Annotated in this window: 23 protein-coding genes and 1 pseudogene; 8 read left to right on the top strand and 16 right to left on the bottom strand. The window is 68.9% G+C overall.

Annotated features, from left to right (window positions below; all coding sequences use genetic code 11):
- Nucleotides 1-2 precede the first annotated feature (2 nt).
- From NBRGI_RS21940 to NBRGI_RS21930, 3 genes are all read right to left on the bottom strand, one after another.
- Nucleotides 3-2,294 (bottom strand): polyribonucleotide nucleotidyltransferase, encoded by a 2,292-nt coding sequence (locus NBRGI_RS21940; protein WP_029899136.1) that lies wholly within the window; start codon nt 2,292-2,294, stop codon nt 3-5.
- A 375-nt stretch (nt 2,295-2,669) separates the two neighbouring features.
- Complete coding sequence (gene rpsO, locus NBRGI_RS21935) at nt 2,670-2,939, bottom strand: 30S ribosomal protein S15 (RefSeq protein WP_014986888.1); 270 nt, start codon at nt 2,937-2,939, stop codon at nt 2,670-2,672.
- 163 nt (nt 2,940-3,102) lie between these two features.
- Nucleotides 3,103-4,071, bottom strand: a complete 969-nt coding sequence (locus tag NBRGI_RS21930; RefSeq protein WP_029899135.1) for a bifunctional riboflavin kinase/FAD synthetase — start codon at nt 4,069-4,071, stop codon at nt 3,103-3,105.
- 280 nt (nt 4,072-4,351) lie between these two features.
- Between NBRGI_RS21930 and NBRGI_RS21925 the strand changes: the two genes are divergently transcribed.
- A complete protein-coding gene (locus NBRGI_RS21925) occupies nt 4,352-5,020 on the top strand; it encodes a metal-dependent transcriptional regulator (RefSeq protein WP_029899134.1) in 669 nt (222 codons plus the stop codon).
- Between the two features lie 37 nt (nt 5,021-5,057).
- Here the strand turns inward: NBRGI_RS21925 and NBRGI_RS21920 are convergent, their stop codons facing one another.
- Complete coding sequence (locus NBRGI_RS21920) at nt 5,058-6,134, bottom strand: tartrate dehydrogenase (RefSeq protein ID WP_029899133.1); 1,077 nt, start codon at nt 6,132-6,134, stop codon at nt 5,058-5,060.
- Complete coding sequence (locus tag NBRGI_RS21915) at nt 6,131-7,600, bottom strand: NAD-dependent succinate-semialdehyde dehydrogenase (RefSeq protein WP_029899132.1); 1,470 nt, start codon at nt 7,598-7,600, stop codon at nt 6,131-6,133. The genes NBRGI_RS21920 and NBRGI_RS21915 overlap by 4 nt, the downstream gene beginning before the upstream one ends.
- 145 nt (nt 7,601-7,745) lie before the next feature.
- Between NBRGI_RS21915 and NBRGI_RS21910 the strand changes: the two genes are divergently transcribed.
- Nucleotides 7,746-8,987, top strand: coding sequence for an aspartate aminotransferase family protein (locus NBRGI_RS21910; protein ID WP_029899131.1), 1,242 nt, complete (start codon nt 7,746-7,748; stop codon nt 8,985-8,987).
- Nucleotides 8,988-9,104: 117 nt separating this feature from the next.
- Nucleotides 9,105-9,599, top strand: coding sequence for a DUF3830 family protein (locus NBRGI_RS21905; RefSeq protein ID WP_029899130.1), 495 nt, complete (start codon nt 9,105-9,107; stop codon nt 9,597-9,599).
- Nucleotides 9,600-9,687: 88 nt separating this feature from the next.
- Here the strand turns inward: NBRGI_RS21905 and NBRGI_RS21900 are convergent, their stop codons facing one another.
- Together NBRGI_RS21900 and NBRGI_RS21895 are read right to left on the bottom strand one after the other, a co-directional pair.
- Nucleotides 9,688-11,073, bottom strand: a complete 1,386-nt coding sequence (locus tag NBRGI_RS21900) for an amidase (RefSeq protein WP_200882210.1) — start codon at nt 11,071-11,073, stop codon at nt 9,688-9,690.
- A gap of 105 nt (nt 11,074-11,178) precedes the next feature.
- The gene (locus NBRGI_RS21895; protein WP_029899128.1) at nt 11,179-12,144 is read right to left on the bottom strand and encodes a D-2-hydroxyacid dehydrogenase; all 966 of its coding nucleotides are present in this window, start codon (nt 12,142-12,144) and stop codon (nt 11,179-11,181) included.
- 85 nt (nt 12,145-12,229) lie between these two features.
- On the opposite strand from NBRGI_RS21895, the gene NBRGI_RS21890 reads away from it, so the two are divergent.
- The 3 genes and pseudogenes from NBRGI_RS21890 (at nt 12,230) to NBRGI_RS21880 (ending at nt 14,380) form a co-directional block, all read left to right on the top strand.
- Nucleotides 12,230-12,970, top strand: a complete 741-nt coding sequence (locus tag NBRGI_RS21890; protein WP_029899127.1) for a maleate cis-trans isomerase family protein — start codon at nt 12,230-12,232, stop codon at nt 12,968-12,970.
- Between the two features lie 15 nt (nt 12,971-12,985).
- Nucleotides 12,986-13,716: pseudogene (locus NBRGI_RS44075) on the top strand (maleate cis-trans isomerase family protein).
- Nucleotides 13,703-14,380, top strand: coding sequence for a GntR family transcriptional regulator (locus NBRGI_RS21880; RefSeq protein WP_029899126.1), 678 nt, complete (start codon nt 13,703-13,705; stop codon nt 14,378-14,380). Before NBRGI_RS44075 ends, NBRGI_RS21880 begins: the two are co-directional and overlap by 14 nt.
- Here the strand turns inward: NBRGI_RS21880 and NBRGI_RS21875 are convergent.
- The gene (locus NBRGI_RS21875; RefSeq protein WP_235211063.1) at nt 14,365-15,072 is read right to left on the bottom strand and encodes a hypothetical protein; all 708 of its coding nucleotides are present in this window, start codon (nt 15,070-15,072) and stop codon (nt 14,365-14,367) included. The genes NBRGI_RS21880 and NBRGI_RS21875 overlap by 16 nt on opposite strands.
- 429 nt (nt 15,073-15,501) lie before the next feature.
- Between NBRGI_RS21875 and NBRGI_RS46535 the strand changes: the two genes are divergently transcribed.
- Nucleotides 15,502-15,642, top strand: coding sequence for a hypothetical protein (locus tag NBRGI_RS46535; RefSeq protein WP_200882208.1), 141 nt, complete (start codon nt 15,502-15,504; stop codon nt 15,640-15,642).
- A 14-nt stretch (nt 15,643-15,656) separates the two neighbouring features.
- Here NBRGI_RS46535 and truB read toward each other — a convergent pair whose 3' ends face one another.
- The 3 genes from truB to NBRGI_RS21855 form a co-directional block, all read right to left on the bottom strand.
- Entirely contained in the window at nt 15,657-16,562 is a 906-nt protein-coding gene (truB, locus tag NBRGI_RS21865) for a tRNA pseudouridine(55) synthase TruB (RefSeq protein WP_029899124.1), read from the bottom strand.
- Nucleotides 16,562-17,230: a 4'-phosphopantetheinyl transferase Npt gene (gene npt / locus NBRGI_RS21860; RefSeq protein WP_029899123.1), complete on the bottom strand. Its 669-nt coding sequence runs from the start codon at nt 17,228-17,230 to the stop codon at nt 16,562-16,564. Before npt ends, truB begins: the two co-directional genes overlap by 1 nt.
- A gap of 196 nt (nt 17,231-17,426) precedes the next feature.
- Complete coding sequence (locus tag NBRGI_RS21855) at nt 17,427-18,383, bottom strand: metallophosphoesterase family protein (RefSeq protein ID WP_148310902.1); 957 nt, start codon at nt 18,381-18,383, stop codon at nt 17,427-17,429.
- A gap of 176 nt (nt 18,384-18,559) precedes the next feature.
- Between NBRGI_RS21855 and NBRGI_RS21850 the strand changes: the two genes are divergently transcribed.
- Nucleotides 18,560-18,964: a hypothetical protein gene (locus NBRGI_RS21850; protein WP_148310901.1), complete on the top strand. Its 405-nt coding sequence runs from the start codon at nt 18,560-18,562 to the stop codon at nt 18,962-18,964.
- A gap of 49 nt (nt 18,965-19,013) precedes the next feature.
- On the opposite strand, the gene NBRGI_RS21845 is transcribed toward NBRGI_RS21850, so the two are convergent.
- The 5 genes from NBRGI_RS21845 to infB all read right to left on the bottom strand — a co-directional run.
- Nucleotides 19,014-20,363 carry an MATE family efflux transporter gene (locus NBRGI_RS21845; RefSeq protein WP_029899120.1) on the bottom strand — a complete coding sequence of 450 codons (1,350 nt, stop codon included), beginning with the start codon at nt 20,361-20,363 and terminating at the stop codon, nt 19,014-19,016.
- Between the two features lie 611 nt (nt 20,364-20,974).
- Nucleotides 20,975-21,976: a DHH family phosphoesterase gene (locus NBRGI_RS21840; RefSeq protein WP_029899119.1), complete on the bottom strand. Its 1,002-nt coding sequence runs from the start codon at nt 21,974-21,976 to the stop codon at nt 20,975-20,977.
- Between the two features lie 13 nt (nt 21,977-21,989).
- Nucleotides 21,990-22,430: a 30S ribosome-binding factor RbfA gene (rbfA, locus tag NBRGI_RS21835; RefSeq protein ID WP_014986910.1), complete on the bottom strand. Its 441-nt coding sequence runs from the start codon at nt 22,428-22,430 to the stop codon at nt 21,990-21,992.
- A gap of 55 nt (nt 22,431-22,485) precedes the next feature.
- Nucleotides 22,486-22,776 carry a DUF503 domain-containing protein gene (locus NBRGI_RS21830; protein ID WP_014986911.1) on the bottom strand — a complete coding sequence of 97 codons (291 nt, stop codon included), beginning with the start codon at nt 22,774-22,776 and terminating at the stop codon, nt 22,486-22,488.
- Nucleotides 22,777-22,844: 68 nt separating this feature from the next.
- Nucleotides 22,845-24,953, bottom strand: a 2,109-nt coding sequence (gene infB, locus NBRGI_RS21825) for a translation initiation factor IF-2 (RefSeq protein WP_029899118.1), incomplete at its 5' end; no start/stop codon positions are given.

Raw genomic sequence — 24,953 nt, 5'->3', positions numbered from 1 at the left:
TACTACTCTGCCCCTGCCGCGCCCGCATCAACGGTCTCGGCATCGGCAGGCGCGGCGGCCGATTCGGCAGTCTCCTCTTCGACCGGAACCAGCGAGATCTTGCCGCGGTTGTCGATATCGGCGATCTCCACACGCAGCTTGTCGCCGACGTTCACCACGTCTTCGACCTTCGCCACGCGCTTGCCGTTGCCCAGCTTGGAGATGTGCACCAGGCCGTCGCGGCCCGGCAGCAGCGAGACGAACGCACCGAAGGCGGTGGTCTTGACGACCGTGCCCAGGAAGCGCTCGCCGACCTTCGGCAGCTGCGGGTTCGCGATGGCGTTGATCTGGTCGATCGCCGCCTGCGCCGCGGGGCCGTTGGTCGCACCGACGTAGACCGTGCCGTCGTCCTCGATCGAGATGTTGGCGCCGGTCTCCTCGGTGATCTGGTTGATCACCTTGCCCTTGGGCCCGATCACCTCGCCGATCTTGTCGACCGGGATCTTGATCGCGGTGACCCGCGGCGCGTACTGGCTCATCTCGTCCGGGGTGTCGATGGCCTCGGCCATGACCTCCAGGATGGTGTTGCGCGCGTCGTGCGCCTGGCTCAGCGCACCGGCCAGCACCTGCGACGGGATGCCGTCCAGCTTGGTGTCGAGCTGCAGCGCGGTGACGAACTCCTTGGTGCCCGCGACCTTGAAGTCCATGTCGCCGAAGGCGTCTTCGGCGCCGAGGATGTCGGTCAGCGCGACGTAGCGCACCTCGTCCTCGCCCTTGTCGTTGGTGATCGTGTCCGACACCAGGCCCATCGCGATGCCGGCGACCGGCGCCTTCAGCGGCACACCGGCGTTGAGCAGCGACAGGGTCGAGGCGCAGACCGAGCCCATCGAGGTGGAACCGTTGGAGCTCAACGCTTCCGAGACCTGACGGATGGCGTACGGGAACTCTTCCTGGCTCGGCAGCACCGGCATCAGGGCCCGCTCGGCGAGCGCGCCGTGGCCGATCTCGCGGCGCTTCGGCGAACCGACGCGACCGGTCTCACCGGTGGAGAACGGCGGGAAGTTGTAGTGGTGCATGTAGCGCTTGCTGGTCTCCGGGCCGAGCGAATCGACCTGCTGGGCCATCTTCACCATGTCGAGGGTGGTGACGCCCATGATCTGGGTCTCGCCCCGCTCGAACAGCGCCGAACCGTGCGCGCGCGGCACCACGGCGACCTCGGCGGAGAGGGCGCGGATGTCCGCGAGCCCACGGCCGTCGATGCGGAAGCCGTCGGTCAGGATGCGCTGGCGCACCAGCTTCTTGGTGACCGAGCGGAACGCGGCGCCCAGTTCCTTCTCGCGGCCGGCGAAGTCGTCGCCGAGCCGCGACAGCACGTCGAGCTTGATCTCGTCGATCTTCGCCTCGCGCTCCTGCTTGTCCGCGATCGAGAGCGCCTCGCCCAGCTCACGCTTGGCGGTGCCTTCGACGGCCTCGTAGACATCGGCCTCGTAGGGCGGGAAGAGCGGGAACTCACCGGTCGGCTTGGCGGCCAGCTCGGCGAGGTCGGCCTGCGCCTTGCAGAGGCGGGCGATGAACGGCTTGGCGGCCTCGAGGCCCTCGGCCACCACGGCCTCGGTCGGCGCCTGCGCGCCGCCCTCGATCAGCGCGATGACCTTGTCGGTGGCCTCGGCCTCGACCATCATGATCGCGACGTCACCGGACTCGACCACGCGACCCGCGACGACCATGTCGAACACAGCGCCCTCGAGCTGCTCGACGGTCGGGAACGCGACCCACTGGCCGTCGATCAGCGCGACGCGCACGCCGCCGACCGGGCCGGAGAACGGCAGGCCGGCGATCTGGGTGGAGGCGGACGCGGCGTTGATCGCGACGACGTCGTACAGGTCGTTCGGATCCAGGCTCAGCACCGTGACGACGACCTGGATCTCGTTGCGCAGGCCGTCGACGAACGACGGGCGCAGCGGACGGTCGATCAGGCGGCAGGTCAGGATCGCGTCGGTGGACGGGCGGCCCTCGCGACGGAAGAACGAGCCCGGGATGCGGCCCGCGGCGTACATGCGCTCTTCGACGTCGACCGTCAGCGGGAAGAAGTCGAACTGGTCCTTCGGCGATTTGCCCGCGGTGGTGGCGGACAGCAGCATGGTCTCGTCGTCCAGGTAGGCGACGACCGCGCCGGCGGCCTGCCGGGCGAGCCGGCCGGTCTCGAAGCGGACGGTGCGGGTACCGAGCGTGCCGTTGTCGATCAGCGCGACGGATTCGAACACACCGGGCTCGACCTCTACGGCCGAGGACTTGCGTTCAGTTGTTTCGGTCATTCTCTTGTCTCAACCTCTCGTCTTTCGCCGGCTCGAGCGCTTGGGCGGCGCGATCCGGCGCTTCGTCAGCCGTACCTGGGTACGGACGCGCGGCAACCCTCCTGGCTGCGACGCGCAGACCCGGCCGAATCCCCTTGGATCACGGCGACGCGGAGGCGGTCATCGATCGAAGCCCGCCGGCGGTCTATCCCCTGCCGGGAGGCCACTACCGAAGACCGACGCCACGCGGGCGGGTACTTACGGCTGTCCAAATGTCGTCGTGTATCGGACGCACGAATCCGCTGTCGCCCCCATACACGAATAGCCAACGGGGAGATTGTACGTCTCCCCGTTGGCCGGGTTCCGGCTACCTCCGGTAACCGGTACTACGCGAACTCAGCGACGCAGGCCCAGACGCTCGATGAGCGAGCGGTAGCGCTGGATGTCGTTGGCGGCCAGGTACTTCGAGAGCCGACGACGACGACCGATCAGCGCGAGCAGGCCGTGCCGGGTGTGGTGGTCGTGCTTGTGCACCTTCAGGTGCTCGGTGAGATCGGAGATCCGCTTGGACAGCAGCGCGATCTGGGCCTCCGGCGAACCGGTGTCCTTCTCGTGCAGGCCGTATTCCTTCAGGATCGCCGACTTCTGCTCAGTGGTCAGAGCCATGAGGCATCCACTCCCTATTTCAGTGCCGCGCTCGAATTTCCGGTTACCCGGGTGCGGGCGCCGCCGCGGACCGCAGCAAACCCGAGGATCTACCTTACCGGACCGGGCGCGGTAGACCGAATCGCGGTCGATTCACCCGGTCGGATGCCATGCACCGGCGGATTCACTTGTCCTCGGCGGCGAGCACCTTTCGCGCATTCTCGACATCGCGACCCATGGTTTCGATGAGTTCATCGATCGAATCGAATTTGCGCTGCCCGCGCACGTGGTCGACGAAATCGACCGCGACGTGCTGGCCGTAGAGGTCGGCCTCACCGTCGAGCACATATGCCTCGACCGTGCGGGCGCGCCCGGAGAAGGTGGGATTGGTGCCGACCGAGATCGCGGCCATCGCGCGTTCACCGGGGGTGACGGTGCCGATGGTCGGTCCGGGACCGAGCACGGTGAACCAACCCGCGTACACGCCGTCGGCCGGGATCGCGGCGTGCATCGGCGGCGCGACGTTCGCGGTCGGGAAGCCGAGCTGGCGCCCGCGCCCGTCGCCGTGCACGACCACGCCCTCGACCCGGTGCGGCCGCCCGAGCGCCTCGGCCGCGGCGGCCATATCGCCCGCGTCGACGCAGGCCCGAATGTAGGTGGAGGAGAAGGTGACCGCGTGTTCGCCGAGCAGCTTGACGCCGTCGACCTCGAAGCCCCAGCGCTTGCCGAGCTCACGCATGGTGTCGACGGTGCCCGCCGCCTTCTTGCCGAAGGTGAAGTTGTCGCCGATCACCACTTCGCTCACGTGCAGCCGCTCGACCAGCAGGTCGTGCACGTAGCGCACGGGCGTGAGCTTCATGAAGGCCTGGGTGAACGGCATCACGCAGAACACGTCGACGCCCAATTCCTCGGCCAGCTCGGCGCGGCGGGTCAGGGTGGTCAGCTGCGCCGGATGCGAGCCGGGACGGACCACCTCCATCGGATGCGGATCGAAGGTCATCAACACCGCGGGCACCCCGCGCGCGGCCGCCTTCTGGACCGCTCTGCTGATCAACTGCGCATGTCCGCGGTGCACACCGTCGAACACACCGATCGTCAGTACACATCGGCCCCAGTCCGCGGGCACGTCATCGAGACCTCGCCATCTCTGCACACGCGCAGCTTATATCGCGCATGGAAACCCGGTCCGACCGAAGTCGCTCGCCGCAACGGCGGTGCCAGGGCCGACACCACCGCGAGGGTGGCTGATGTCACGCGCAGCTTCCGGAGTTGTGTACGGGTGATGAAACCCTGGTTCCACTGTGCGGCGAGCTGTGTCAATCGGGTCTGCTGTGCTTAAGCTCGAGTATGTGCCCGGTAAACGAGACATCGCCACAAGACGCGAGCTGACCGACGCCCCCGTGCCGGGCGAGGCCCGCGGCACCACCGCGACCATCGCGCCGGTGCTCTCCTCGGTGGCGCAGGACTATCTGAAGGTGATCTGGACCGCGCAGGAATGGTCGCAGGAGAAGGTGTCGACCAAACTGCTCGCGGAACGGATCGGGGTCTCCGCGTCCACGGTGTCCGAGGCGGTGCGCAAACTCGCCGACCAAGGCTTGGTCGAGCACGCCCGCTACGGGTCGATCACGCTCACCGAGGGCGGCCGCCGCGCCGCCATCGCGATGGTGCGCCGGCACCGGCTGATCGAGACCTTCCTGGTCAACGAGCTCGGCTACGGCTGGGACGAGGTGCACGACGAGGCCGAGGTGCTCGAGCACGCGGTCTCGGAACTGCTGGTGGCGCGCATCGACGCGAAACTCGGTCATCCCGACCGGGATCCGCACGGCGACCCCATCCCGTCGGTGGACGGCGCGGTCCCCACGCCGCCGGCTCGTCAGCTCAGCGACTTCCACGCGGGCGAGGCGGGCCGGGTCGCGCGCATCTCCGATTCGGATCCGGACATGCTGCGCTATTTCGACTCCGTGGGCATCGCCCTGGACACCGCGATCACCGTGGTCGAACGCCGGGACTTCGCGGGCACCATCGCGATTCGCATCGGCGGCGGGGAAACGCCCACCGACCTCGGCCGTCCCGCGGCCGAGGCCATCTGGTTGACCACCTGAGCAACGGAAAACTGTTGCGGGTCAACTGATTCCAGCCTTAGCCCGGCGGGGAAGCGACCAATTCGGTGGCGCGGTCCGCGATGGCGGCGGCGAGTTCGGTCGTGGTCGCGTCGCCACCCAGATCCGGCGTGCGCACTTCGCCTGTGCCGAGTACGTCGCACACCGCCCGGTCCACCGCGGCCGCCGCGGCGGTTTCGCCGAGGTGGTCGAGCAGCATTGCGCCCGCGAGGATCTGCGCGATCGGATCGGCGATGCCCTGGCCCGCGATATCGGGCGCGCTGCCGTGCACCGCCTCGAACATCGACGGTGCGGTGCGCTCGGGGTTGATGTTGCCCGAGGGGGCGAGCCCGAGGCCGCCGGTCACGGCCGCGGCGAGGTCGGACAGGATGTCGCCGAACAGGTTCGAACCCACGATCACGTCAAGCCGATCCGGGTGCAGCACGATCTCCGCCGCGAGCGCGTCCACGTGCATCTGCCGGGTCTGCACATCGGGGTAGTCGGCGGCGATCCGTTCGAACACGCTGTCCCAGTAGGGCATCGAGTGGATCAGACCGTTCGATTTGGTGGCCGAGCACAGCCGGCCGCCGCGTTCCCGAGCCCGCTCGAACGCGTACCGGATGATCCGTTCACACCCGACCCGGGTGAACACCGACTCCTGGAGCACGAACTCGTCCGCGCGGCCCGGATTGTGCGTGCCGCCGATCTCGGAGTATTCGCCCTCGGAGTTCTCCCGCACGATGAGGAGGTCCAGATCCTCGGCGCCGCGCCCGCGCAGCGCCGACTCGGTGCCGGGCAGCAGCCGGACCGGGCGCAGATTGACGTACTGACCGAAGGCACGGCGCAACGGAATCAGCAGGCCCCACAGCGAAACATGGTCGGGCACACCGGGAAAGCCGACGGCGCCGAGCAGGATCGCGTCGAAGCCGGCGAGCTGTTCGGGACCGTCGGGGGGCATCATCCGGCCGGTGGTCAGATAATTCGCGCAGGACCAATCGAATTCGGTCCACTCGAGACCGGGCAGCACGGCGTCGAGCACCGAGACGGCAGCGGCGGTGACGTCCACGCCGATGCCGTCGCCGGGGATGGTCGCGATGCGGTACCTGGGCGCTGTCACAGTCGCACTCCGATGTATTTGGTCTCGAGGAATTCGTCGATGCCGATCATCCCGCCTTCGCGGCCGAGCCCGGATTCCTTGACACCGCCGAACGGTGCGGCCGGGTTGGACACCACGCCCTGATTGAGCCCGACCATGCCGGTTTCCAAGGCCTCGCACACACGCAGGCCGCGGCGCAATTGCTCGGTGAAGACGTAGCCGACCAGGCCGTAGGGCGTGTTGTTGGCGCGGGCGACCACCTCGTCCTCGGTGTCGAAGGTCGTGATCGAGGCGACCGGGCCGAAGATCTCGGTGTGGCACATCGCCGCATCGTCGGGCACGCCGACCAGCACCGTCGCCGGATAGAAGTTGCCGGGCCCGTCGAGCACGGTGGCGCCGGTGAGCACGCGGGCGCCACGGCGGCGCGCGTCGGCGACGAGTTCGGTGACCTTCGTGACCGCGTCGGCGTCGATCAACGGGCCGACGACAACCCCCGGCTCGGTGCCACGCCCCATCGGCAAGGCCGCCATCCGCTCGGCGAGCCGGGCGGCGAACTCGTCGACGATGCCGCGCTGCACGAAGATCCGGTTCGCCGCCGTGCAGGCCTGCCCGATATTGCGCATCTTGGCCGCGAGCGCGCCCTCGACGGCCTCGTCCAGATCCGCGTCGTCGAACACGATGAACGCCGCGTTGCCGCCGAGCTCCATCGAGGTGCGCATGACCGTGCGCGCGCACTGCTCGAGCAGGCGTTTGCCGACGGCGGTGGAACCGGTGAAAGACAGTTTGCGCGAGCGCTCGTCCAAGATCAGCGGCGTCATCAGCGCACCGGGGTCGGCGGTGGTCAGCACGTTCACGACACCGCGCGGCAGCCCGGCGCGATCGAGCAGATCGGCGAGCGCGAGCATCGACAACGGCGTCTGCTCAGCGGGTTTCACCACACAGGTGCAGCCGGCGGCGAGCGCGGGCGCGATCTTGCGCGCGCCCATCGCCATCGGGAAGTTCCACGGCGTGATCAGCAGGCTGGGGCCCACCGGCTGCTTGGTCACCAGGAACCGGGAACCGCCCGTCGGGGCGGGCAGGTAGCCACCGTCCGAGCGGACGGCTTCTTCGGCGAACCAGCGGAAGAACTCTGCGGCATAGATGATTTCGCCGCGCGCCTCGGCGATCGGCTTGCCCATCTCCAGCGTCGTGATCAGCGCGAGCCGGTCGGTGTCGTCGAGCAGCGCGTGGTGCGCACGCATGAGCAGATCGGCGCGGGCCCGAGGCGGTGTCGCCGCCCAGGCCGCCTGGGCCTGGTGCGCCGCGGTCAACGCGTCGAGCCCGTCCTGCGGTCTCGCATCGGCGACCGCGCACAACACGGTGCCGGTGGCCGGATCCAGCACGGGCAGTTCGGCATTCGTCGCGCACCACTGTCCGTCGATATACAAACCCGTTGGCACGGTGTCGATTACGGCCCGCTCCGCGGCGGACACGGTCTCGGTGAGCATCGGCGCCGGACTCCTTTCGCTACCAGGAGGCAGCCGCACGCTATTGCTGCGACCTCCCCCGCCATGTTATGCATATTGTCAACAATCCGACAATAGACAATCTCCGGATGTTGCGATCGCACCACTGCCCGGGAGGCGGATCACCATGACCGAACTTTCGCCCGTTCTGCGCCAGGCCACACCGGTGACCGTCGATCACGGCACCGGCTGCTACCTGCACGGCACCGATGGACGCCGCTACCTCGACTTCACCGCCGGCATCGGTGTCACCAGCACCGGCCACTGCCACCCGCACGTGGTCGCGGCGGCGCAAGCCCAGGTGGGCAGCCTGATCCACGGCCAATACACCACCGTCATGCACCGGCCGATGCTGCAGCTCGTCGAGCGCCTGGGCACAGTCCTGCCTGCGGGACTGGACGCGCTGTTCTTCGCCAACTCCGGCAGCGAGGCGATCGAAGCCGCGCTGCGGCTGGCGCGCCAGGCGACCGGACGGCCGAATGTCGTGGTCTTCCACGGCGGTTTCCACGGTCGCACCGTCGCGGCGGCCACCATGACCACATCGGGCACCCGGTTCTCCGCAGGTTTCAGCCCGCTCATGTCCGGCGTGCACGTGGCGCCCTTCCCGACCGCGTTCCGCTACGGCTGGACCGAGCAGGAGGCGACCGCGTTCGCGCTGCGCGAGCTCGATTATCTGTTCGCCACGCTCACCTCGCCCGCGGAGACCGCCGCGTTCGTGGTCGAGCCGATGCTCGGCGAGGGCGGCTACATCCCCGGCAACACCGCCTTCTTCCGCGGCCTGCGCGAACGCGCCGACCGGCACGGCATCCTGCTCGTGATCGATGAGATCCAGACCGGGTTCGGTCGCACCGGAAAGTTCTTCGGGCACCAGCATTTCGACGTGCGACCCGACATCATCACCATCGCGAAGGGGCTCGCCAGCGGCTTCCCGCTCTCGGGTATCGCGGCCTCGCGCGAGCTGATGGCCAAGGCCTGGCCGGGTTCACAGGGCGGCACCTATGGCGGCAACGCCGTGGCCTGCGCCGCCGCCGTGGCGACCCTGGAGGTCATCGAATCCGAGCACCTGGTGGACAACGCCGCCGCCCGCGGCGCGCAACTGCTCGCCGGGTTGCGCGCGAGCGCCACCAAGGCGATCGGTGACGTACGCGGCCTCGGCTTGCTCGCCGGAGCCGAATTCACCACCGCGACAGGCGAACCCGATACCGAGACGGCGAGCGCCGCACAGCGGCTCGCGGTCGAGAAGGGACTGTTGCTGCTCACCTGCGGCGCGCACATGAACGTAGTGCGCATGATCCCGCCCCTCATCGTGACCGCGACCCAGATCGATGACGCGCTCGCGATCTGGACCGAGGTGCTTGCCGAACTCTGACCCGCAGGCCCCCGCGGCGCGTGCACCTCGGCCTGCCCGGCGATAGCCTCGCGGTAGCCGAACAGACGCCTGTGAGTCCCGCACATCGACCCGCGCGACAACAGAAAGCAGACAGCAATGGCTCGTTTCATCACCATCACCCTGACCAAAGCCGCCGTCACCTGCCGCGCCCGGCTGCTCGACGCCGAGGCGCCGCACACCTGCGCCGCCGTGTGGGACGCGCTCCCGCAGGAGGGCGACGCCTTCCACGCCAAGTACGCCCGCAACGAGGTCTACACCCTGGTCCCCCGCATCGGCGCGGCCCCGCATCGGGAGAACCCGACGGTCACGCCGATCCCGGGCGATGTCTGCCTGTTCGATTTCGAAGCCTGGGAGATCGGCAACCCGGCCTACGGCTACGAGCCGGGCTCGACCGCGCACCACGACCAGGGCGCGACCGATCTGGCGATCTTCTACGGCCGCAACAACTTGCTCATCAACGGCGACATGGGCTGGGTGCCCGGCAACGTCTTCGCCACGATCGAGGATGGCCTGGCCGATATCGCCGCCGCCTGCAACGACCTGTGGCTGCACGGCGTCTCCGGCGAGACGCTGGCCTTCGCCCGCGCCTGACCCCGCGCACGAACTCGCCTCCCGCGCACGAATTCATCGACGAATTCGTGCGCGGCGGCATGAGAGGTGCGCGGCGGCCGCACCGGCCCTACTGCGCCAGAACGTGTTCGGCGTAGCGGGCGACGGCGAGGACCAGGTCGTCGGAGTGGCGCGGGCCGACGATCTGGAGCCCGACCGGTAGTCCGGCCGCGGTGGTGCCGACCGGGATGCTGATCGCGGGCTGCTGAGTCATGTTGAACGGGTAGGTGAACGGCGTCCACTGCGGCCAGCTCGTCAGGCCGCTGCCGGGCGGCACGTCGTGTCCGGCTTCGAACGCGTTGATCGGCATCGTCGGAGTGATCAGCACGTCGTAGGCGGCGTGGAAGGTTCCCATGGTGATGCCGAGTTGCGCCGCCTCGTTACGTGCGTCGAGATAGTCCACCGCCCGCACGGCGTCGCCCTGCTCCCAGACCTCCCGCAGCGCGGGATCTACCCGCTCAGGCGACCCGGCGGGGAATTTCGACAGCATGGTGGCGGCGCCCGCCGCCCACAGCAGCTCGAACGCCTCGCGCGGATCCGCGAAACCGGGATCGGCTGTGGCCACCCGTAATTCGGCCTCGCCGAGCTTACGGACCGCGGCGTCGACGAGGGCGGCCACCTCGGGATCGACCTTCGCATAACCCAGGGTCGGCGAATAGGCGACGGTGAGTCCGCGCACGTCGCGCACCACCTGGCCGCGGAAGGTCGTCAGGGTCGGCGCGAGGCTCGTCGGGTCGCGCGGATCGGGCAGCGAGAGAATGTCCATCAGCAGCGCCGCGTCCTCGACCGTGCGGGTCATCGGGCCCGCGTGCGCCAACGGACCGAACGGGCTCGCCGGATACAGCGGAATCCGCCCGTGCGTCGGCTTGAAACCGACGATGCCGCAGAACGCCGCCGGGATGCGAATGCTGCCGCCGCCGTCGGTGCCGACCGAGACCGGCCCCATCCCGCCCGCGACCGCCGCCGCGCTGCCGCCGGACGAGCCGCCCGCCGTCGTCGCCGGATCCACCGGGTTGCGGGTGATTCCGGTCAGCGGGCTGTCCGTGACTGCCTTCCAAGCGATTTCGGGCGTCGTCGTCTTGCCGAGGAAAACCATGCCGTCCTCGCGCAGCCGCGCGGCCACCGGGCTGTCCACCGTCCACGGACCGGCCGGATCGACCGACGTGGAGCCGCGACGCGTCGGCCAGCCCTCGGTGAGGAAGATGTCCTTGATCGAGATCGGCACACCGTCGAGCAGTCCGCGCGCGTGCCCGGAATGCCAGCGCGCCTCGGAGTCCTTGGCCTGCACGAGCGCTCGATCGGGATCGACCAGGCAGTACGCGTTCACCGCCGGATCGTTGGCGGCGATGGCGGCCAGCACGGCCTCGGTCGCCTCGACCGGTGAGAGCGCGCCCGCGGCGTAGGCCGAGACCAACTGGACGGCGGTCATCGCCGCGGGCTCGGTCGGAATATTGATATCGGGGTAACTCATGGCTGCACCTCGCTGGCGCTCGGTTCCGCCATGCCTACGGCGCGCTGGCACATGATTCGCTCACGGTGTTCGCTCATTCTCGGGGCTCCTTCAGCCGGGCACGTACCCCAGCTCTTTGTCGACCACGTTGCGCAGTGGCCGACCGGCGATCCAGTTGTCGAAGTTCTCGGCGAACACGGAGACGATCTCGGTCCGCCAGCCGATGAAATCGCCCGAATTGTGCGGTGTGATCGACACGTTCGGCAGATCCCACAGCGGGTGGTCGGGGGGCAGCGGCTCGGGCGCGACCACATCGAGCGCCGCCCCGGCGATCGACCCGGCGCCGAGGGCGGCGACCAGATCGTCGGTAACTACGAGTTCCCCGCGGCCCACGTTGACAAACCTCGCATGCGGTTTCATCGCGGCGAATTCCCTCGCGCCGAACATGTTCCGGGTCTGCGGCGTCAGCGGGGCGATCGCCACCACATAGTCGGCCGCGGGCAACTCGGCGTGCAAGTCCGTGCCCACCGCGCCGAAATCCGGGTCGTCCGAGCGCATTCGCCGGCCCACCGCCCGGATGTTCATCCCGGCCGCGCGCAACAGTCGCGCGATGGCACGGCCGATCGAACCGGTGCCGACGATCAGCACGGTGGCGCCCGCTATCCGTTCGTTCTCGCGATGTTCCCATTCGTGGCGCAGCTGCCTGCGCAGCGCGCCGGGCAGATCCTTGGCGAAGCCCAGGATCTGGCCGAGCACGTATTCCGCGATGGCCGTGTCGAACAGACCACGCGTATTGGTCACCACTACGTCGCTGGCCCGCAGTTCCGGGAACATCGCCGGGTCCACCCCGGTCGAGCCCATGTGCAACCATCGCAGCCGGTCGGCCGCCGGCCACGCGCCGGGTAGGGCGCGGGTCAGGAAGTCGTAGACGAACAGCACGTCGGCACCGCGCAGGGCGGTCGCGAGACCGGCTGCCTCGGTGTAGCGCACAGTGGCGCGAGCCGCCACGGCGGCCATCAGATCCGCCTCGGGCACGCGGTCACTGTGCAGGACGGTGACAATGGGGCCCGTTTCCACATTGACACACTAAGATCGCATCGTATGATTGTCAACAATCCGATCGCGTTCGGAGGTCTACCCAGCTGAGTGCGAGAGGGGCCGTATGGAACTCAGCTTCCCGGATATCGAGGGCCCGGTCGCACAGCGGGGCATCGGTATCATCGCGCCGTTCGACCTCGCGCTCGAGCGCGAGCTCTGGCGCTGGGCACCGATGGAGGTGAGCCTGCATCTGGCCCGCACCCCGTACGAACCCGTCCCTGTTTCCTTGGCGATGGCCGAACTCGTCTCGAACCCGGCGCATCTGACCACCGCGACCCGCGACGTGCTGCACGTCGAGCCGGAAGTGGTGGCGTACCTGTGCACCTCGGGCAGTTTCATCAAGGGACTCGCGTACGAACGATCCCTACGGGAAACAATCTGCGCCGCAGGCGCATTGGACGCGGTGACCACCTCGGGCGCGTTGCTCGAGGCGATCCGGCACCTCGACATCACCCGGCTCTCGGTGCTGACGCCGTACGACGAGGTGCTGACCAACAAGCTGCACGAGTTCCTCGGCGAGGCCGGGTGCAGCGTCATCCGCTCCGACCATCTCGGTCTCGGCGGCGGCATCTGGAAAGTCAACTACCGCACCATCGCCGAGCGCATCGTCGGCGCGAACGACCCGCAGGCTCAGGCGATTTTCGTCAGCTGCACCAACCTGCCCACCTACGACGTGATCGAGCCGCTGGAACAGGCCCTCGGCAAACCCGTCCTCACCGCCAACCAGCTCACCATGTGGGCCTGCCTCGGCCGGATGAAGCTGCCGATGATGGGCCCGGGCAAATGGCTACTGAACGTCTTCTGATCGGGAGCACAGCACATGCACACCACCACAGTCGGTTTCATCTACCCCGATCACGCGGCCGAGGACGACTACCCGCGGGCCGCCGCGGTGCTCGGCGCCGACCTGCCGGTGGCCCATATCTACGGCACCGACCTGCACGCCGTCGCCGAGTTGCTGGACCTGGGTAGCCCCGACAAGCTGCGCCACGGCGCCGAACTGCTCGCCCGCACCGGCCGCAGTCCGTGGTCTGGGCCTGTACCTCAGGCAGTTTCGTCTACGGTCCGCGCGGGGCACGCGAGCAGGTCGACGCGCTGGCCGCCGCCGCGGGCGTACCCGCGACCAGCACCAGCCTCGCCTTCGTCGACGCGGTGCACGCACTCGGCCTGGACACCGTCGCCATCGCCGCCAGCTATCCGGACGAGGTCGCGCGGCTGTTCGTCGAATTCCTCGCCGACGCGGGCATCCGCGTCGTCTCGATGCGCAGCGCGGGCATCGATACCGCCGCAGAGGTCGGCACACTGGACGCCGCCCAGGTTCGGCAGCTGGCCGTGGCCAACGATCACCCCGAAGCCCAGGCGCTGCTCATCCCGGACACGGCCATGCATACGCTTGCCGTGCTGCCGGAACTGGAAGCCGCCCTCGGCAAGCCGGTGCTGACCGCGAACCAGGTCACCATCTGGGCCGGGCTGCGACTGGCGGGCCACACCGCGACCTGCCCAGTTCTAGGCACCCTGTTCACAGAAAGGCACGCTCATGCCGCTCGTTGAGATCGAGCCGGTCAGCAGGCAGTCGACGGCCGAGGTGATCGCCGACCGACTGCGCGAGGCGATCATGCGCGGCAGCTTCGCGCCCGGCGACCAACTCGGCGAGGCCGACCTCGCCGCCCGCTTCGACGTGTCCCGCGGGCCGGTCCGCGAGGCCATGCAGCGACTCGTGTCCGAGGGTCTGCTGCACAGCATCAGGCATCGCGGCATCTTCGTCATCGACCTCACCCTCGACGACGTCGCCGACATCTACCACGCCAGGACCGCCATCGAGGGCGGTGCGCTGGAGCTGATCCTGGACGGCCGCCGCGAGATCGCGTACGCGGCGCTCGGCGAGAGCGTCGAGCAGATGTGCGCGGCCGCCGAAAACGGTGACGCCGCCGGGCTTTCCGACGCCGATCAGGCCTTCCACGTCGCGCTGGTGGACAGCGCGGGCAGTCCGCGGCTGGCCCGCGCTGCCCGCACCCTGCTGATCGAGACCCGAATGTGCCTGGGCGCCTTGCAGACCACCAATCCGGACCTGCACGAGCAAGCACGCGAACACGTCGAACTCCGGGACGCGATCGGCGCCGGACCCGCCGCCCGCGCGCGCAAACTGCTGGTCGAGCACATGCGCGGCGCCGTCCAGGCCATCGCCGCCGATCGGAGCAGTCAGCAGCTGAAGTAGTGCCGCAGGCTCTCGGGGACGCCGTCGGCGGCGGCCTTCGACCAGCACTGGTCGTGCGGAAAGACCAGATAGGTGACCCAGCCGCCGTTGCCGCGCCGGACTATTCGCTGACTGTCACCGGGCGCATCCCAGGCGATGACACCCCAGGCGCCGTCGCAGTAGTGCACCTCGGCCTGGTATTCGGTCAGCCCGCCGATATCGTCCAGGTCGTGCGCGATCGCCCCCGAGGAGCACTGCGGCTGCCCGGTGTCGTCGAACCGCAGCAGGCCTTCGACCACGTCGGCCTCGCGGACCAGGAAGAGCTGGTGCATCCCCTCCGGAACCGGTTTCGTGCCGGGCGGCGGGGTGCCCATGCCGAACCGATAGCAGCCGAGCGGCACCGCGAAGGTGGCCGAACCGGAGCCGTCGGTGACCGCTTGCCGGTTCAGCACTTCCCTGGTCTCACCGAGCGGAATGTCGTGCGATGCAGGGTCACACGGCTGCACCAAGGTCACATAGACCGGCACATTGGGCACCGGCGCCTGAGAAAGAGTCCGGGTCTTGATGATCGCCGTCCCCATACCGGGCGGCGGATTGCCGGGCGGCGGGTTGCCGGGCGGCGGGTTGCCGGGCGGCGGCGTGACCCGCGGCGGCTGACCGGGTGACGGAATCAGCTTCGGCGGTTGAGCGGGTGACGGATCTGGCGACGCCACAACGGTTGTCGACCGCTGCGTTGCGGAACTCGTCGGTTTTCCCTCCGATGGCTCCGCATCCCCACCGCACCCGGCCCCGGCCAGCAGCACCGCGAAGAGCACCCCCACCACACGTACCGTCCTGCGACCGACCATCGCCGCCACCTCCCCCGTCAGAGCAACCAGATACCCCGCCTATCGCCACTTTGCACGCGACGGTTACCACCGGTCAATCCCCATGGATCAGGGGCGGCGGCACAACTCGACTGAAGGCTACGGTGCTGTGCACCGGTGCGGATGCGCCGAGGCGTTTTTCGTCCGCGCTCGCGAGCCAGAAGTACAGCGGGGGCAAGACGGCCGCGATCGCGGTGAGGACGATCTGGAATTAGTGCGGCCAGCCGTAGACGGCGACGGTCCTCGATACTCCGCAGCTGGCTCACCTTCGTCCGGGTGCTCACCGTCGAATGGCTGGAGAACCAGCACTACTCCCGCGCCGAACTGCTCGAGATCAGCAAGGGTGCACTGCTCGGCGCACTGCAGCCGATTCTCGGCCCCGACCTCGCCACCGCCGAAACGGCTGGGCCGCAGTAGCTTCCGATCCGCCGCTACAGGTTGGACGGCCGCACGACCATGACCGACGCCGCCCGCTTACCGCTCTCCTGGAGCAGCGCGATCGCCCGGCCCGCCGGATCGATCGCCGCGTAGACGCCGCGCAGGCCGACCGGCTCGAGCCACCGGCCGTTGCGCAAGTCCTCTGCTTGGTTCTCGTCGATCTCGCGGTGCGGGAAGGCGGTTCGCACGGCCTCGTCCATGTCGAGGCTGAGCAACGAGCCGTCCGATTCGGCGGCCACCGCCAATTCGTCCAGGGTGCGGGCATGTTCGAGGGTGAACGGGCCGACCCTGGTGCGGCGCAACGCGGTCAGATGCCCGCCGACGCCGAGCGCCGCGCCCAGGTCGCGCGCCAACGCCCGAATATAGGTGCCGGAAGAACATTCGACGACCACGTCGAGATCGACGAACTCGCCCTCGGCAACGTCGCGGCGGCCGAGAATGTCGAACCGGGACACTGTGACCGGCCGGGCGGCCAACTGGACGTCCTCGCCCGCGCGATGCCGGGCATAGGCGCGTTCCCCGTCCACCTTGATCGCGCTCACCGTGGCGGGCACCTGATCGATGTCACCGGTGAGTTTCGCGGTGTGCGCGGCGATTTCGGCATCGGCGAGGTGCAGCGCCGGGATGGTCGCGAGCACCTCGCCCTCGGCATCGTCGGTGCTGGTGGCCTGACCGAGCCGGATCGTCGCGGTGTAGGCCTTGGTGGTGAGGGTGAGCAGACCGAGCAGCTTGGTCGCGCGGTCCACGCCGAGCACGAGCACGCCGGTGGCCATCGGATCGAGCGTGCCCGCATGCCCGATCTTCTTGGTGTGCAGCAGTTTCCGGCACTTCGCGACGACATCGTGACTGGTCCAGCCACCGTCCTTGTCGACGATCAGCAACCCGCCGAGACCGGCCATCAGACGTGCACGATCGCAGTGAGGATGAAACCGTCGACGATCTGCCACTTGCCGTCGAACGACAACAGCGGCACGCCACCGTCGTTCGTCTGCCCGGGCACCAGGATCTGGCTGTGGAACGTGCCGTGGCCGGCGCCGACGGCGTTGTTCTCGAGTTCGAAGGTGATGTGCGCGTCCTCGAAGCCCAGCCAGCGCAGGGTGAGCGGCCACCACGCCTTGAACGTCGCTTCCTTCGCGCAGAAGATCAGGCGGTCCAGGTGCAGCGGGGAATCCGTCGCGCGCAGCCATTCGCGCTCCGGCGGCAGCGAGACCGAATCCAGTACGCCCTCCGGCAGTTCCGCGTGCGGTTCGGCGTCGATCCCGATCGAACGGAAGCGCAGCTTGTGCCCGAGCGCCGCGGCTCGGTACCCGTCGCAGTGGGTGAGGCTGCCGACGATCCCGCGCGGCCAGATCGGCGCGCCGCGCTCGCCCTTGCCGATCGCCACCGGCGGCTCGCCGAGCTCGGCCAGCGCCAGGCGCGCGCAGTGCCGGGCGCCGATGAAGTCCCGCCGCCGCTTCTCCACGGCCTTCGCGATGAGATGCTCTTCCGCCGGATGCGCCGTCAGGTCCGCCGGATACTTCAGCAGCTCGGCCGACGCAACCCCCGCAGGCAATATGTTCTCGATCAGCTCGTCCGCCTCCCCGCGAATTCAGGCCAGACTCGCGTGCCACGCTGCTTCAGCGGGCGTCCGGCGGTAGACAAGTCGCTGAGTTCGCCGGTATCCGACGAGTTACCCATGCACACACCAAATCAGTAGTTACGTCGGGAATCAAATCGCCGCAGCGGCAGGCCGGCAGGCACCGTGCCGCCGCAGCGGGGCCGACTCACAGCCCACGGCGGCGCCTGGCCTTCAGGCGCATCTCCTCGGCGGCGGCCTTCATCTCCGGGGTGACCTGGAAGTGGCCGCCCCACTCGTTCAACGTGCCCGGCGGATACTCCGGGGCGGGCAGGATCTGGCGGAGCAGGCGGTCCGGGAGGCCGCGGCGCTGCCATTCGCGCGGATAGCCGAGCGACACCTCTTCGAAGCGGACGCCGTCGTAGTGCGAGGTGCGCGGGATGTGCAGGTGACCGTAGACCGAGCAGACCACGTTGTAGCGGGTGTGCCAGTCGGCGGTCTGGTCGGTGCCGCACCAGAGCGCGAACTCGGGGTAGAACAGCACGTCCGTCGGCTGGCGGACCAGCGGGAAGTGATTGATCAGCACCAGCGGCGTGCCCTCGGGCAGCGCGTCCAGCTTGCGCTTGGTGACCTGCACGCGGGCGTTGCACCAGGCATCGCGGGTCAGATACGGGTCCGGGGAGAGCAGGTACTCGTCGGTGGCGACCACATTGCGGTCCCGCGCGATCGCGAGGCCCTCGGCCTTGGTGGTCGCGCCCTCGGGCAGCCAGGTGTAGTCGTAGAGCACGAACATCGGCGCCAATGTCACCGACCCGCCGTACTGCTCCGCACCCGCGCCCTCCCACGCCGGGAAGGGGTCCTCCGGGGTCAGCACATCGAGATCGCGGCAGATCGACACCAGGTAGTCGTAGCGGGCGGCGCCGGTCATCTGCACCGGGTCCTTCGCCGTGGTCCACAGTTCGTGGTTGCCCGGCACCCAGATCACCTTCGCGAACCGGCCACGCAGCAGCTCCAGCGCCCACCGGATGTCGTCGGTCTTCTCCCCCACGTCCCCGGCCACGATCAGCCAGTCCTCCGGCGAGTCGGCCTTGATCTGCTCGACGACCGGCCGATTCCCCTGGTGCCCGACGTGAATGTCGCTCACCGCCATCAACTTGGGTATCACCACACCCACCTTAAGCACACCCACCCCCTCCGCGCCGCCCACCCCCGGGCGCGCCGAGATCACCGACCGCGGCGTGCGGCGACCTGACAAACGGAATCCCGAAACTTCCGAATCGAAGCAAGCAACACGGTAGGTTGCGGGCCATGATCGCACGCAACACAATTCGAGGGTTTGCCGTGGCATCATCGGCCGCGGCAGCCATCATCGCCGCTCCCGGCCTCGCCGGGGCGGCCGTCACCATCCCGCCGAGCAGCGCGACCTTACAAGTCGCGGGCAGCACAGTCACCGCCACGTTGACCACGATCAGCTCCGATTTACCCGCCGCTCAGGTGCAGTGCACGCTGCTGATCGACGGCGATCCGCAGCAGAACGAGCTGTCCGACCGAGCCGCCGCACCGGCGAACTTCACCCTGAGCCGCGAGGTGGCCGCAGGCGACCATCTGGCCGTCACCTACTGCGCCGACTACGAGGGCGACTCGCAGACGCCCGGCACGTACCCGACCCTGGCCTGCGCCAAGGTGTCGGTGCCCGCGGGCACGGTCGAGGCGTTACCGGCCGACCGCTGCTTCCTGCCCAACTGACGCACCGTACGGAGCGCGAAACCCCGGGCGCGGCCCGGGGTTTCGTTCGTCAACCGGCGGCCTTTTCGCGGCCGGGAACCTCCGCGCCCACCTGCGCCCAGCGACCGGACGCCGCCCGCCACGACACCGCAGCCAGCCGCAGCACCATGAAAGCCACCAGCCCGGCCCAGATTCCGGCGATCCCCCAGTCGAACGCCAGCGAGAGCCAGATGGCGGGGAGGAAGCCGAGCAGCGCCGAGCCGAGCGTGCTGGTCCGCAGATAGGCGGCGTCGCCCGCACCGAGCAGGACGCCGTCGAGGGCGAACACGACGCCCGCGACCGGGATGATGCCGACGAAGAACCACCACGCGACATGGGTCCGGTCCAGCACCGCGGGATCGTCGGTGAACAGCTTCGGGATCAGCACAGCGCCCGCGGCGAAACACGCGGCGAGCCCGAGGGCGAAGATCTCCGACCACTGGGTGACGCGCCGAGCCAGCGTCCGCGCGCCGGCCGCGTCGTTCGCACCGAGCGCGGCACCGACCAGGGTCTGCGCGGCGATGGCGAGCGAATCCAGAGTCAGCGCAAGGAAATTCCAGAGTTGCAGCACCAGCTGGTGCGCCGCGACCGAGGCCGCGCCGAAGCGGGACGCCACGGCCGCAGCCGACACGAAGCAGGCCTGGAAGGCGAGGCTGCGCACGATCAGATCGCGACCGAGCACCAGTTGCGCCCGCATCACCGACCAGTGCGGCGCGAGTGGAACCCGCCGGCGAACAAGGGCATTCAGGAACAGCGCCGCCATCACCAGCTGGCCGATCACGTTCGCGACCGCCGAACCGGGCAGTTCCATCCGGGGCGCGCCGAGCAGCCCGTGCACCAGCACCGGGCACAGCACCCCCGAAATCGCAAGCCCGGCAACGACATAGATCAGCGGACGGCGCGTTTCCTGCACGCCGCGCAACCACCCGTTGCCCGCCATGGAGATCAAGATGAGCGGCACCCCGAACAGCGCCACCCGCACCCACAGCAGAGCCTCGTCGGCGATATCCCCGCCGCCCGAGATCGCGTTGGTCAGCGGGACCGCGCACAACTGGACCAGCACCAGAATCGCCAGTCCCACACCGATCGCCAGCCACGTCGCCTGCACACCTTCGGCCACTGCGCCCCGCTCGTCCCCCGCCCCGTGCCTGCGCGCCGCCCGCGCCGTCGTCCCATAGGACAGAAACGTCAGCTGCGAACTCACCTGCGCCAGAATCAATCCGCCCACCGCGAGCCCCGCCAGCGCGAGCGCGCCCAACCGCCCGACCACCGCCAGATCGAACAGCAGATAGAGCGGTTCGGCGACGAGCACACCGAGCGTCGGAATCGCCAGCCCGAGAATCCGCCGCGGACCCGCCTGCCCCACAGGCTCGGCCTCCACCTCACCGGTCGCCACGGTCGACGGCGCGGCACCCGCGGCCGGATCGTCCTCGATCGGCCACCCACGCTCCCCGCTCACGCATCCACCCCGTCACTCGACACCGCCACACCCGATGGCGCGCAATACCTTTCCCACGCCCCGCATTGCCCAGGTCCGGGTCGAACCACGCGCTGTCCTACCCGCGCCACGCGTGACCCACGCTCGGGTCGAGCCCCACACCGCCGCTCCCGCGCCCCGCTCTGCCCGCGTTCGGATCGTGCCCCGCGCTGTCCTACCCGCGCCTCGCACGGCCCACATTCGCACCGGACCGTGCGCGACGATCCGACCATGCTTCGCCCGCTCATCGGACCTCCCTCACCACAACACTTTTGGCTACACCCGTCGGCACGACGGATATCGCCGGGCTACGCGGCAAGCCTGGAAGCGACACCGACCAGCACGGGCCGAGCAGCCGCGGACCCCCGGCGGACCGCGCCACGGCGATCACCCTGCCATGCGGCACCGACAAAACACCCATCGCGCACGCGCTGCAAGCGCCGCGGCCTCGAAGACCAGCAGACTCGACCTGCGAGTCCCGGCCCGAGGTGCGCAGTCCAATGAACGTGAGCCGCTCACTCCAGCGCGGCCAGGAGGGTGGCGACGAGATCGTCGGCGGTGCCGTAGGCGGTGTAGCCCGCGGCGAACCGATGCCCCCCGCCGCCGAGTCCGCTCGCGATCTCGGCGACGTCCACGCCGTCGTTCGCGCCCGGCCTGCTGTCACGGGACCGCAGCGACACCGTCCAGCGGTCGGCCACGGTGCGAGATTGCTTGAACACCGCGGCGATTCCCGCTTCCGAGGTGGTGCGGACGATGTCGATGACGCTTTCGGCCTCTTCGGAACTCACCTCGGCGATATCGTCGCGCCGCACGAACGCGTACACCAGCCCGATGCCGCCGCGCACCTGCGGCACGAGCTGGGTGGTGCCCAGCACCTTCGACAGCATGGTCAGCCAGCCGAAAGGGTGGGTGTCCAACAGAGTTCGGGCGATCTCGGCGCCGTCGATGCCGGTCGCGAGCAGCCGCTCGGCCAGCACGTGGGTGCCGGGACGCACCCAGCGGAACGATCCGGTATCGGTCACCAGTCCCGCGTAGAGGCAGTGCGCCACTTCGGGATCGATCGGAATGCCCCACGTGTCGAGCACTCGCACGATCAAGCTGGTAGTGGATTCCGCACCGGGATCGATCACGTTGATCGTGCCGAACCGGGTATTGGATCGATGATGGTCGAGCACCAGAACCGTTGCGGCCCCGGCCATTCGGTCGGCGAGTGCGCCGAGGCGCCCGGCACTGCCGCAGTCGACCGCGATCAGCAGATCGACTTGCGCCGGAACCTCGGCGGGCGGCACCAGATGCTGCACACCGGGCAGCGACCGCATCGATTCCGGCAGCTCGGCGGGCTCGGCGAACGACACCCATACCGGGATCCCGCGCCGGTGCAGCACCAACGCCAGCGCGAGACCACTGCCGACCGTGTCGGCATCCGGTTGCACATGACAGAGGACGGTGACCGAGCGGGCGGCTTTCATTGCCTCGACAGCCGGTTCGAGGTCGACTGTTTCCCGCATCGTCGTCATCGTCTACCGCACGTCACTCGTCGTCGCGTTCGACCTTGTAGGGGTCGGCGTCACCGGCGTGCCGGGCGGTCGCGGCCACCTTGGCCACCGCCTCGTCCGCCGCCCTGGCCTTGGCCAGCAGCGCTTCCATATCCGCCGCTACCTCGGGCACCTTGTCGAGCACGAACGCCAGGGTCGGCGTGAACTTCACGCCGGTGCCCGCGCCGACCTTCGAGCGCAGCACGCCCTTGGCCTTCTCCAGCCCCTGCGCGGCGCCCTCGTAGTCCGGTTCGGCGTCCAAGGTTTCGCCCAGCACCGTGTAGTACACCGTCGCCTCGCGTAGATCGCCGGTGACCTTGGCGTCGGTGATGGTCACGAAACCCAGCCGCGGATCCTTGATCTCGTATTCGATCGCGGTCGCCACGATCGAGGAAATCCGCTTCGCGAGTCGGCGTGCCCTGGCTTGATCCACCATGGCTGAACCCTCCTCTTTTCACTGGTGACGGGAGTGAACGGACCTCCCGCCACGGTCAATCTTCGGGTCCGAAGATCCTGCGGCGCACTGCCAGCAACTGTAACTCCGGACGTGCCGCGACGTGCCGCTCGCAACGATCGAGTACCTCGGTCAGGTGATCCATACCGGAACTGACCAAGGCGACCCCGAGCAACGAGCGACGATGGCGGTCGTGCTCCCCACCCTCGGCGGCACTCACCCCGAAACGCTGTAGTTCGGCCAGGATCGGCCGGATCACCGAGCGTTTCTCCTTGAGCGAATGCACATCCCCCAGGAGGAGGTCGAACTCCAGTGCACCCAGGTACACCCATCCACCTCACAAAGTTCGAAAGGCCGGACCGTGCGTCACGCCGGGCGTGACGCACGGTCCAGAGCTCAGTCGCGCGGCTTTTCGCGCAGCTCGTAGGCCTCGATGATGTCGCCTTCCTTGATGTCGTTGTAGGTCAGCGTCAAACCGCATTCGAAGCCCTCGCGGACCTCGGTGACGTCGTCCTTTTCCCGCTTCAAGGAGGAGATGGTGACGGTTTCGGCGATCACCACGTTGTCGCGGAGCAGGCGCGCCTTGGCGTTGCGCTTGACCGAACCCGAGGTGACCATGCAACCGGCGATGTTGCCGACCTTCGACGAACGGAAGATCGCGCGGATCTCCGCCCGGCCCAGCTCGACCTCTTCGTAGATCGGCTTGAGCATGCCCTTGAGGGCCTTCTCGATCTCGTCGATGGCCTGGTAGATCACCGAGTAGTACCGGATGTCCACGCCTTCGCGGTTGGCCAGCTCGGTCGCCTTGCCCTCGGCCCGGACGTTGAACCCGATGATGATCGCGTTCGACGCCGACGCCAGGTTGACGTTGGTCTCGGTGACACCACCGACACCGCGGTCGATGACTCGCAGCCGCACCTCGTCGTCGATCTGGATGCCGAGCAGCGCCTCTTCGAGGGCCTCGACGGTACCGGAGTTGTCGCCCTTGAGGATCAGGTTGAGCTCCGAAGTCTCCTTCAGGGCGGCATCCAGATCTTCCAGGCTGATCCGCTTGCGGCTGCGCGCGGCCAGTGCGTTGCGCTTGCGCGCGTTGCGCCGGTCGGCGATCTGGCGAGCGATCCGGTCCTCGTCGACCACGAGCAGGTTGTCACCGGCGCCCGGCACCGACGTGAAGCCGATGACCTGGACCGGCCGCGACGGCAGCGCCTCGGTGACGTCGTCACCGTGCTCGTCGACCATGCGCCGGACGCGACCGTAGGCGTCGCCCGCCACGATCGAATCGCCGACGCGCAGCGTGCCGCGCTGGATCAGCACGGTCGCCACCGGGCCGCGGCCACGGTCGAGGTGCGCCTCGATGGCGACACCCTGCGCGTCCATGTCCGGGTTGGCCCGCAGGTCGAGCGCCGCGTCCGCAGTGAGCAGGACGGCCTCGAGCAGCTGGTCGATGTTGGTGCCCTGCCGCGCCGAGATGTTGACGAACATGGTGTCGCCACCGTATTCCTCGGCCACCAGGTTGTACTCGGTCAGCTGCTGCCGGACCTTGTCCGGGTTCGCGCCCTCCTTGTCGATCTTGTTGACCGCCACCACGATCGGCACGTCGGCCGCCTGCGCGTGGTTGATCGCCTCCACCGTCTGCGGCATGACGCCGTCGTCGGCGGCGACCACCAGGATCGCGATGTCGGTGGCCTTCGCACCGCGGGCACGCATGGCGGTGAACGCCTCGTGACCCGGGGTGTCGATGAAGGTGATGAGCCGGTCCTGCTCGCCGAGGTGGGTGAGCACCTGGTAGGCGCCGATGTGCTGGGTGATGCCGCCCGCCTCGCCCTCGCGGACGTTGGCCTTGCGGATCGTGTCCAGCAGTCGGGTCTTACCGTGGTCGACGTGACCCATCACGGTCACCACCGGCGGACGCTGCTCGAGATCGTCTTCGCCGCCCTCGTCCTCGCCGTAGGTCAGGTCGAACGATTCCAGCAGCTCGCGGTCCTCGTCCTCGGGGCTGACCACGTGCACGACGTAGTTCATCTCGCTGCCGAGCAGCTCGAGCGTCTCGTCGTTCACCGACTGGGTCGCGGTGACCATCTCACCGAGGTTGAACAGGGCCTGCACCAGGGCGGCCGGGTTCGCGTCGATCTTCTCCGCGAAGTCCGACAGCGAGGCGCCGCGGGCGAGCCGGATGATCTCGCCGTTACCGCGCGGCAGCCGCACGCCGCCGACGGCGGGCGCCTGCATGCTCTCGTACTCGGCGCGCTTGGCCCGCTTCGACTTACGGCCACGACGCGGGGCGCCACCGGGGCGACCGAACGCACCCGCCGCACCACCACGGCCACCGGGACCACCCGGACGGCCACCGCCGCCACCGGGACGACCACGGAAACCACCCGCGGCGCCACCGGCACCGGGCGCACCCGTGCCGGCACCGGCGCCACCACCGGGCGCGCCGCCGCCGCGGTAGCCACCGCCACCGCCGCCGGGACGACCCGCGCCACCGCCGGGACCGCCACCGGG

The sequence above is a fragment of the Nocardia brasiliensis IFM 10847 genome, assembly GCF_000710915.1.
Taxonomy (GTDB): Bacteria; Actinomycetota; Actinomycetes; order Mycobacteriales; family Mycobacteriaceae; genus Nocardia; species Nocardia brasiliensis_A.
The sequence above is the reverse complement of the archived record's forward strand: the minus strand, read 5'-3'. Positions and strand labels throughout refer to the sequence as shown.

Coding starts and splice junctions, on each gene's coding strand:
- NBRGI_RS21940 (WP_029899136.1), bottom strand. CDS start 2,294: ATGACCGAAACAACTGAACGCAAGTCCTCGGCCGTAGAGGTCGAGCCC.
- rpsO (WP_014986888.1), bottom strand. CDS start 2,939: ATGGCTCTGACCACTGAGCAGAAGTCGGCGATCCTGAAGGAATACGGC.
- NBRGI_RS21915 (WP_029899132.1), bottom strand. CDS start 7,600: ATGCTCACCGAGACCGTGTCCGCCGCGGAGCGGGCCGTAATCGACACC.
- NBRGI_RS21910 (WP_029899131.1), top strand. CDS start 7,746: ATGACCGAACTTTCGCCCGTTCTGCGCCAGGCCACACCGGTGACCGTC.
- NBRGI_RS21905 (WP_029899130.1), top strand. CDS start 9,105: ATGGCTCGTTTCATCACCATCACCCTGACCAAAGCCGCCGTCACCTGC.
- NBRGI_RS21890 (WP_029899127.1), top strand. CDS start 12,230: ATGGAACTCAGCTTCCCGGATATCGAGGGCCCGGTCGCACAGCGGGGC.
- NBRGI_RS21880 (WP_029899126.1), top strand. CDS start 13,703: ATGCCGCTCGTTGAGATCGAGCCGGTCAGCAGGCAGTCGACGGCCGAG.
- truB (WP_029899124.1), bottom strand. CDS start 16,562: ATGGCCGGTCTCGGCGGGTTGCTGATCGTCGACAAGGACGGTGGCTGG.
- NBRGI_RS21840 (WP_029899119.1), bottom strand. CDS start 21,976: ATGACGACGATGCGGGAAACAGTCGACCTCGAACCGGCTGTCGAGGCA.
- rbfA (WP_014986910.1), bottom strand. CDS start 22,430: ATGGTGGATCAAGCCAGGGCACGCCGACTCGCGAAGCGGATTTCCTCG.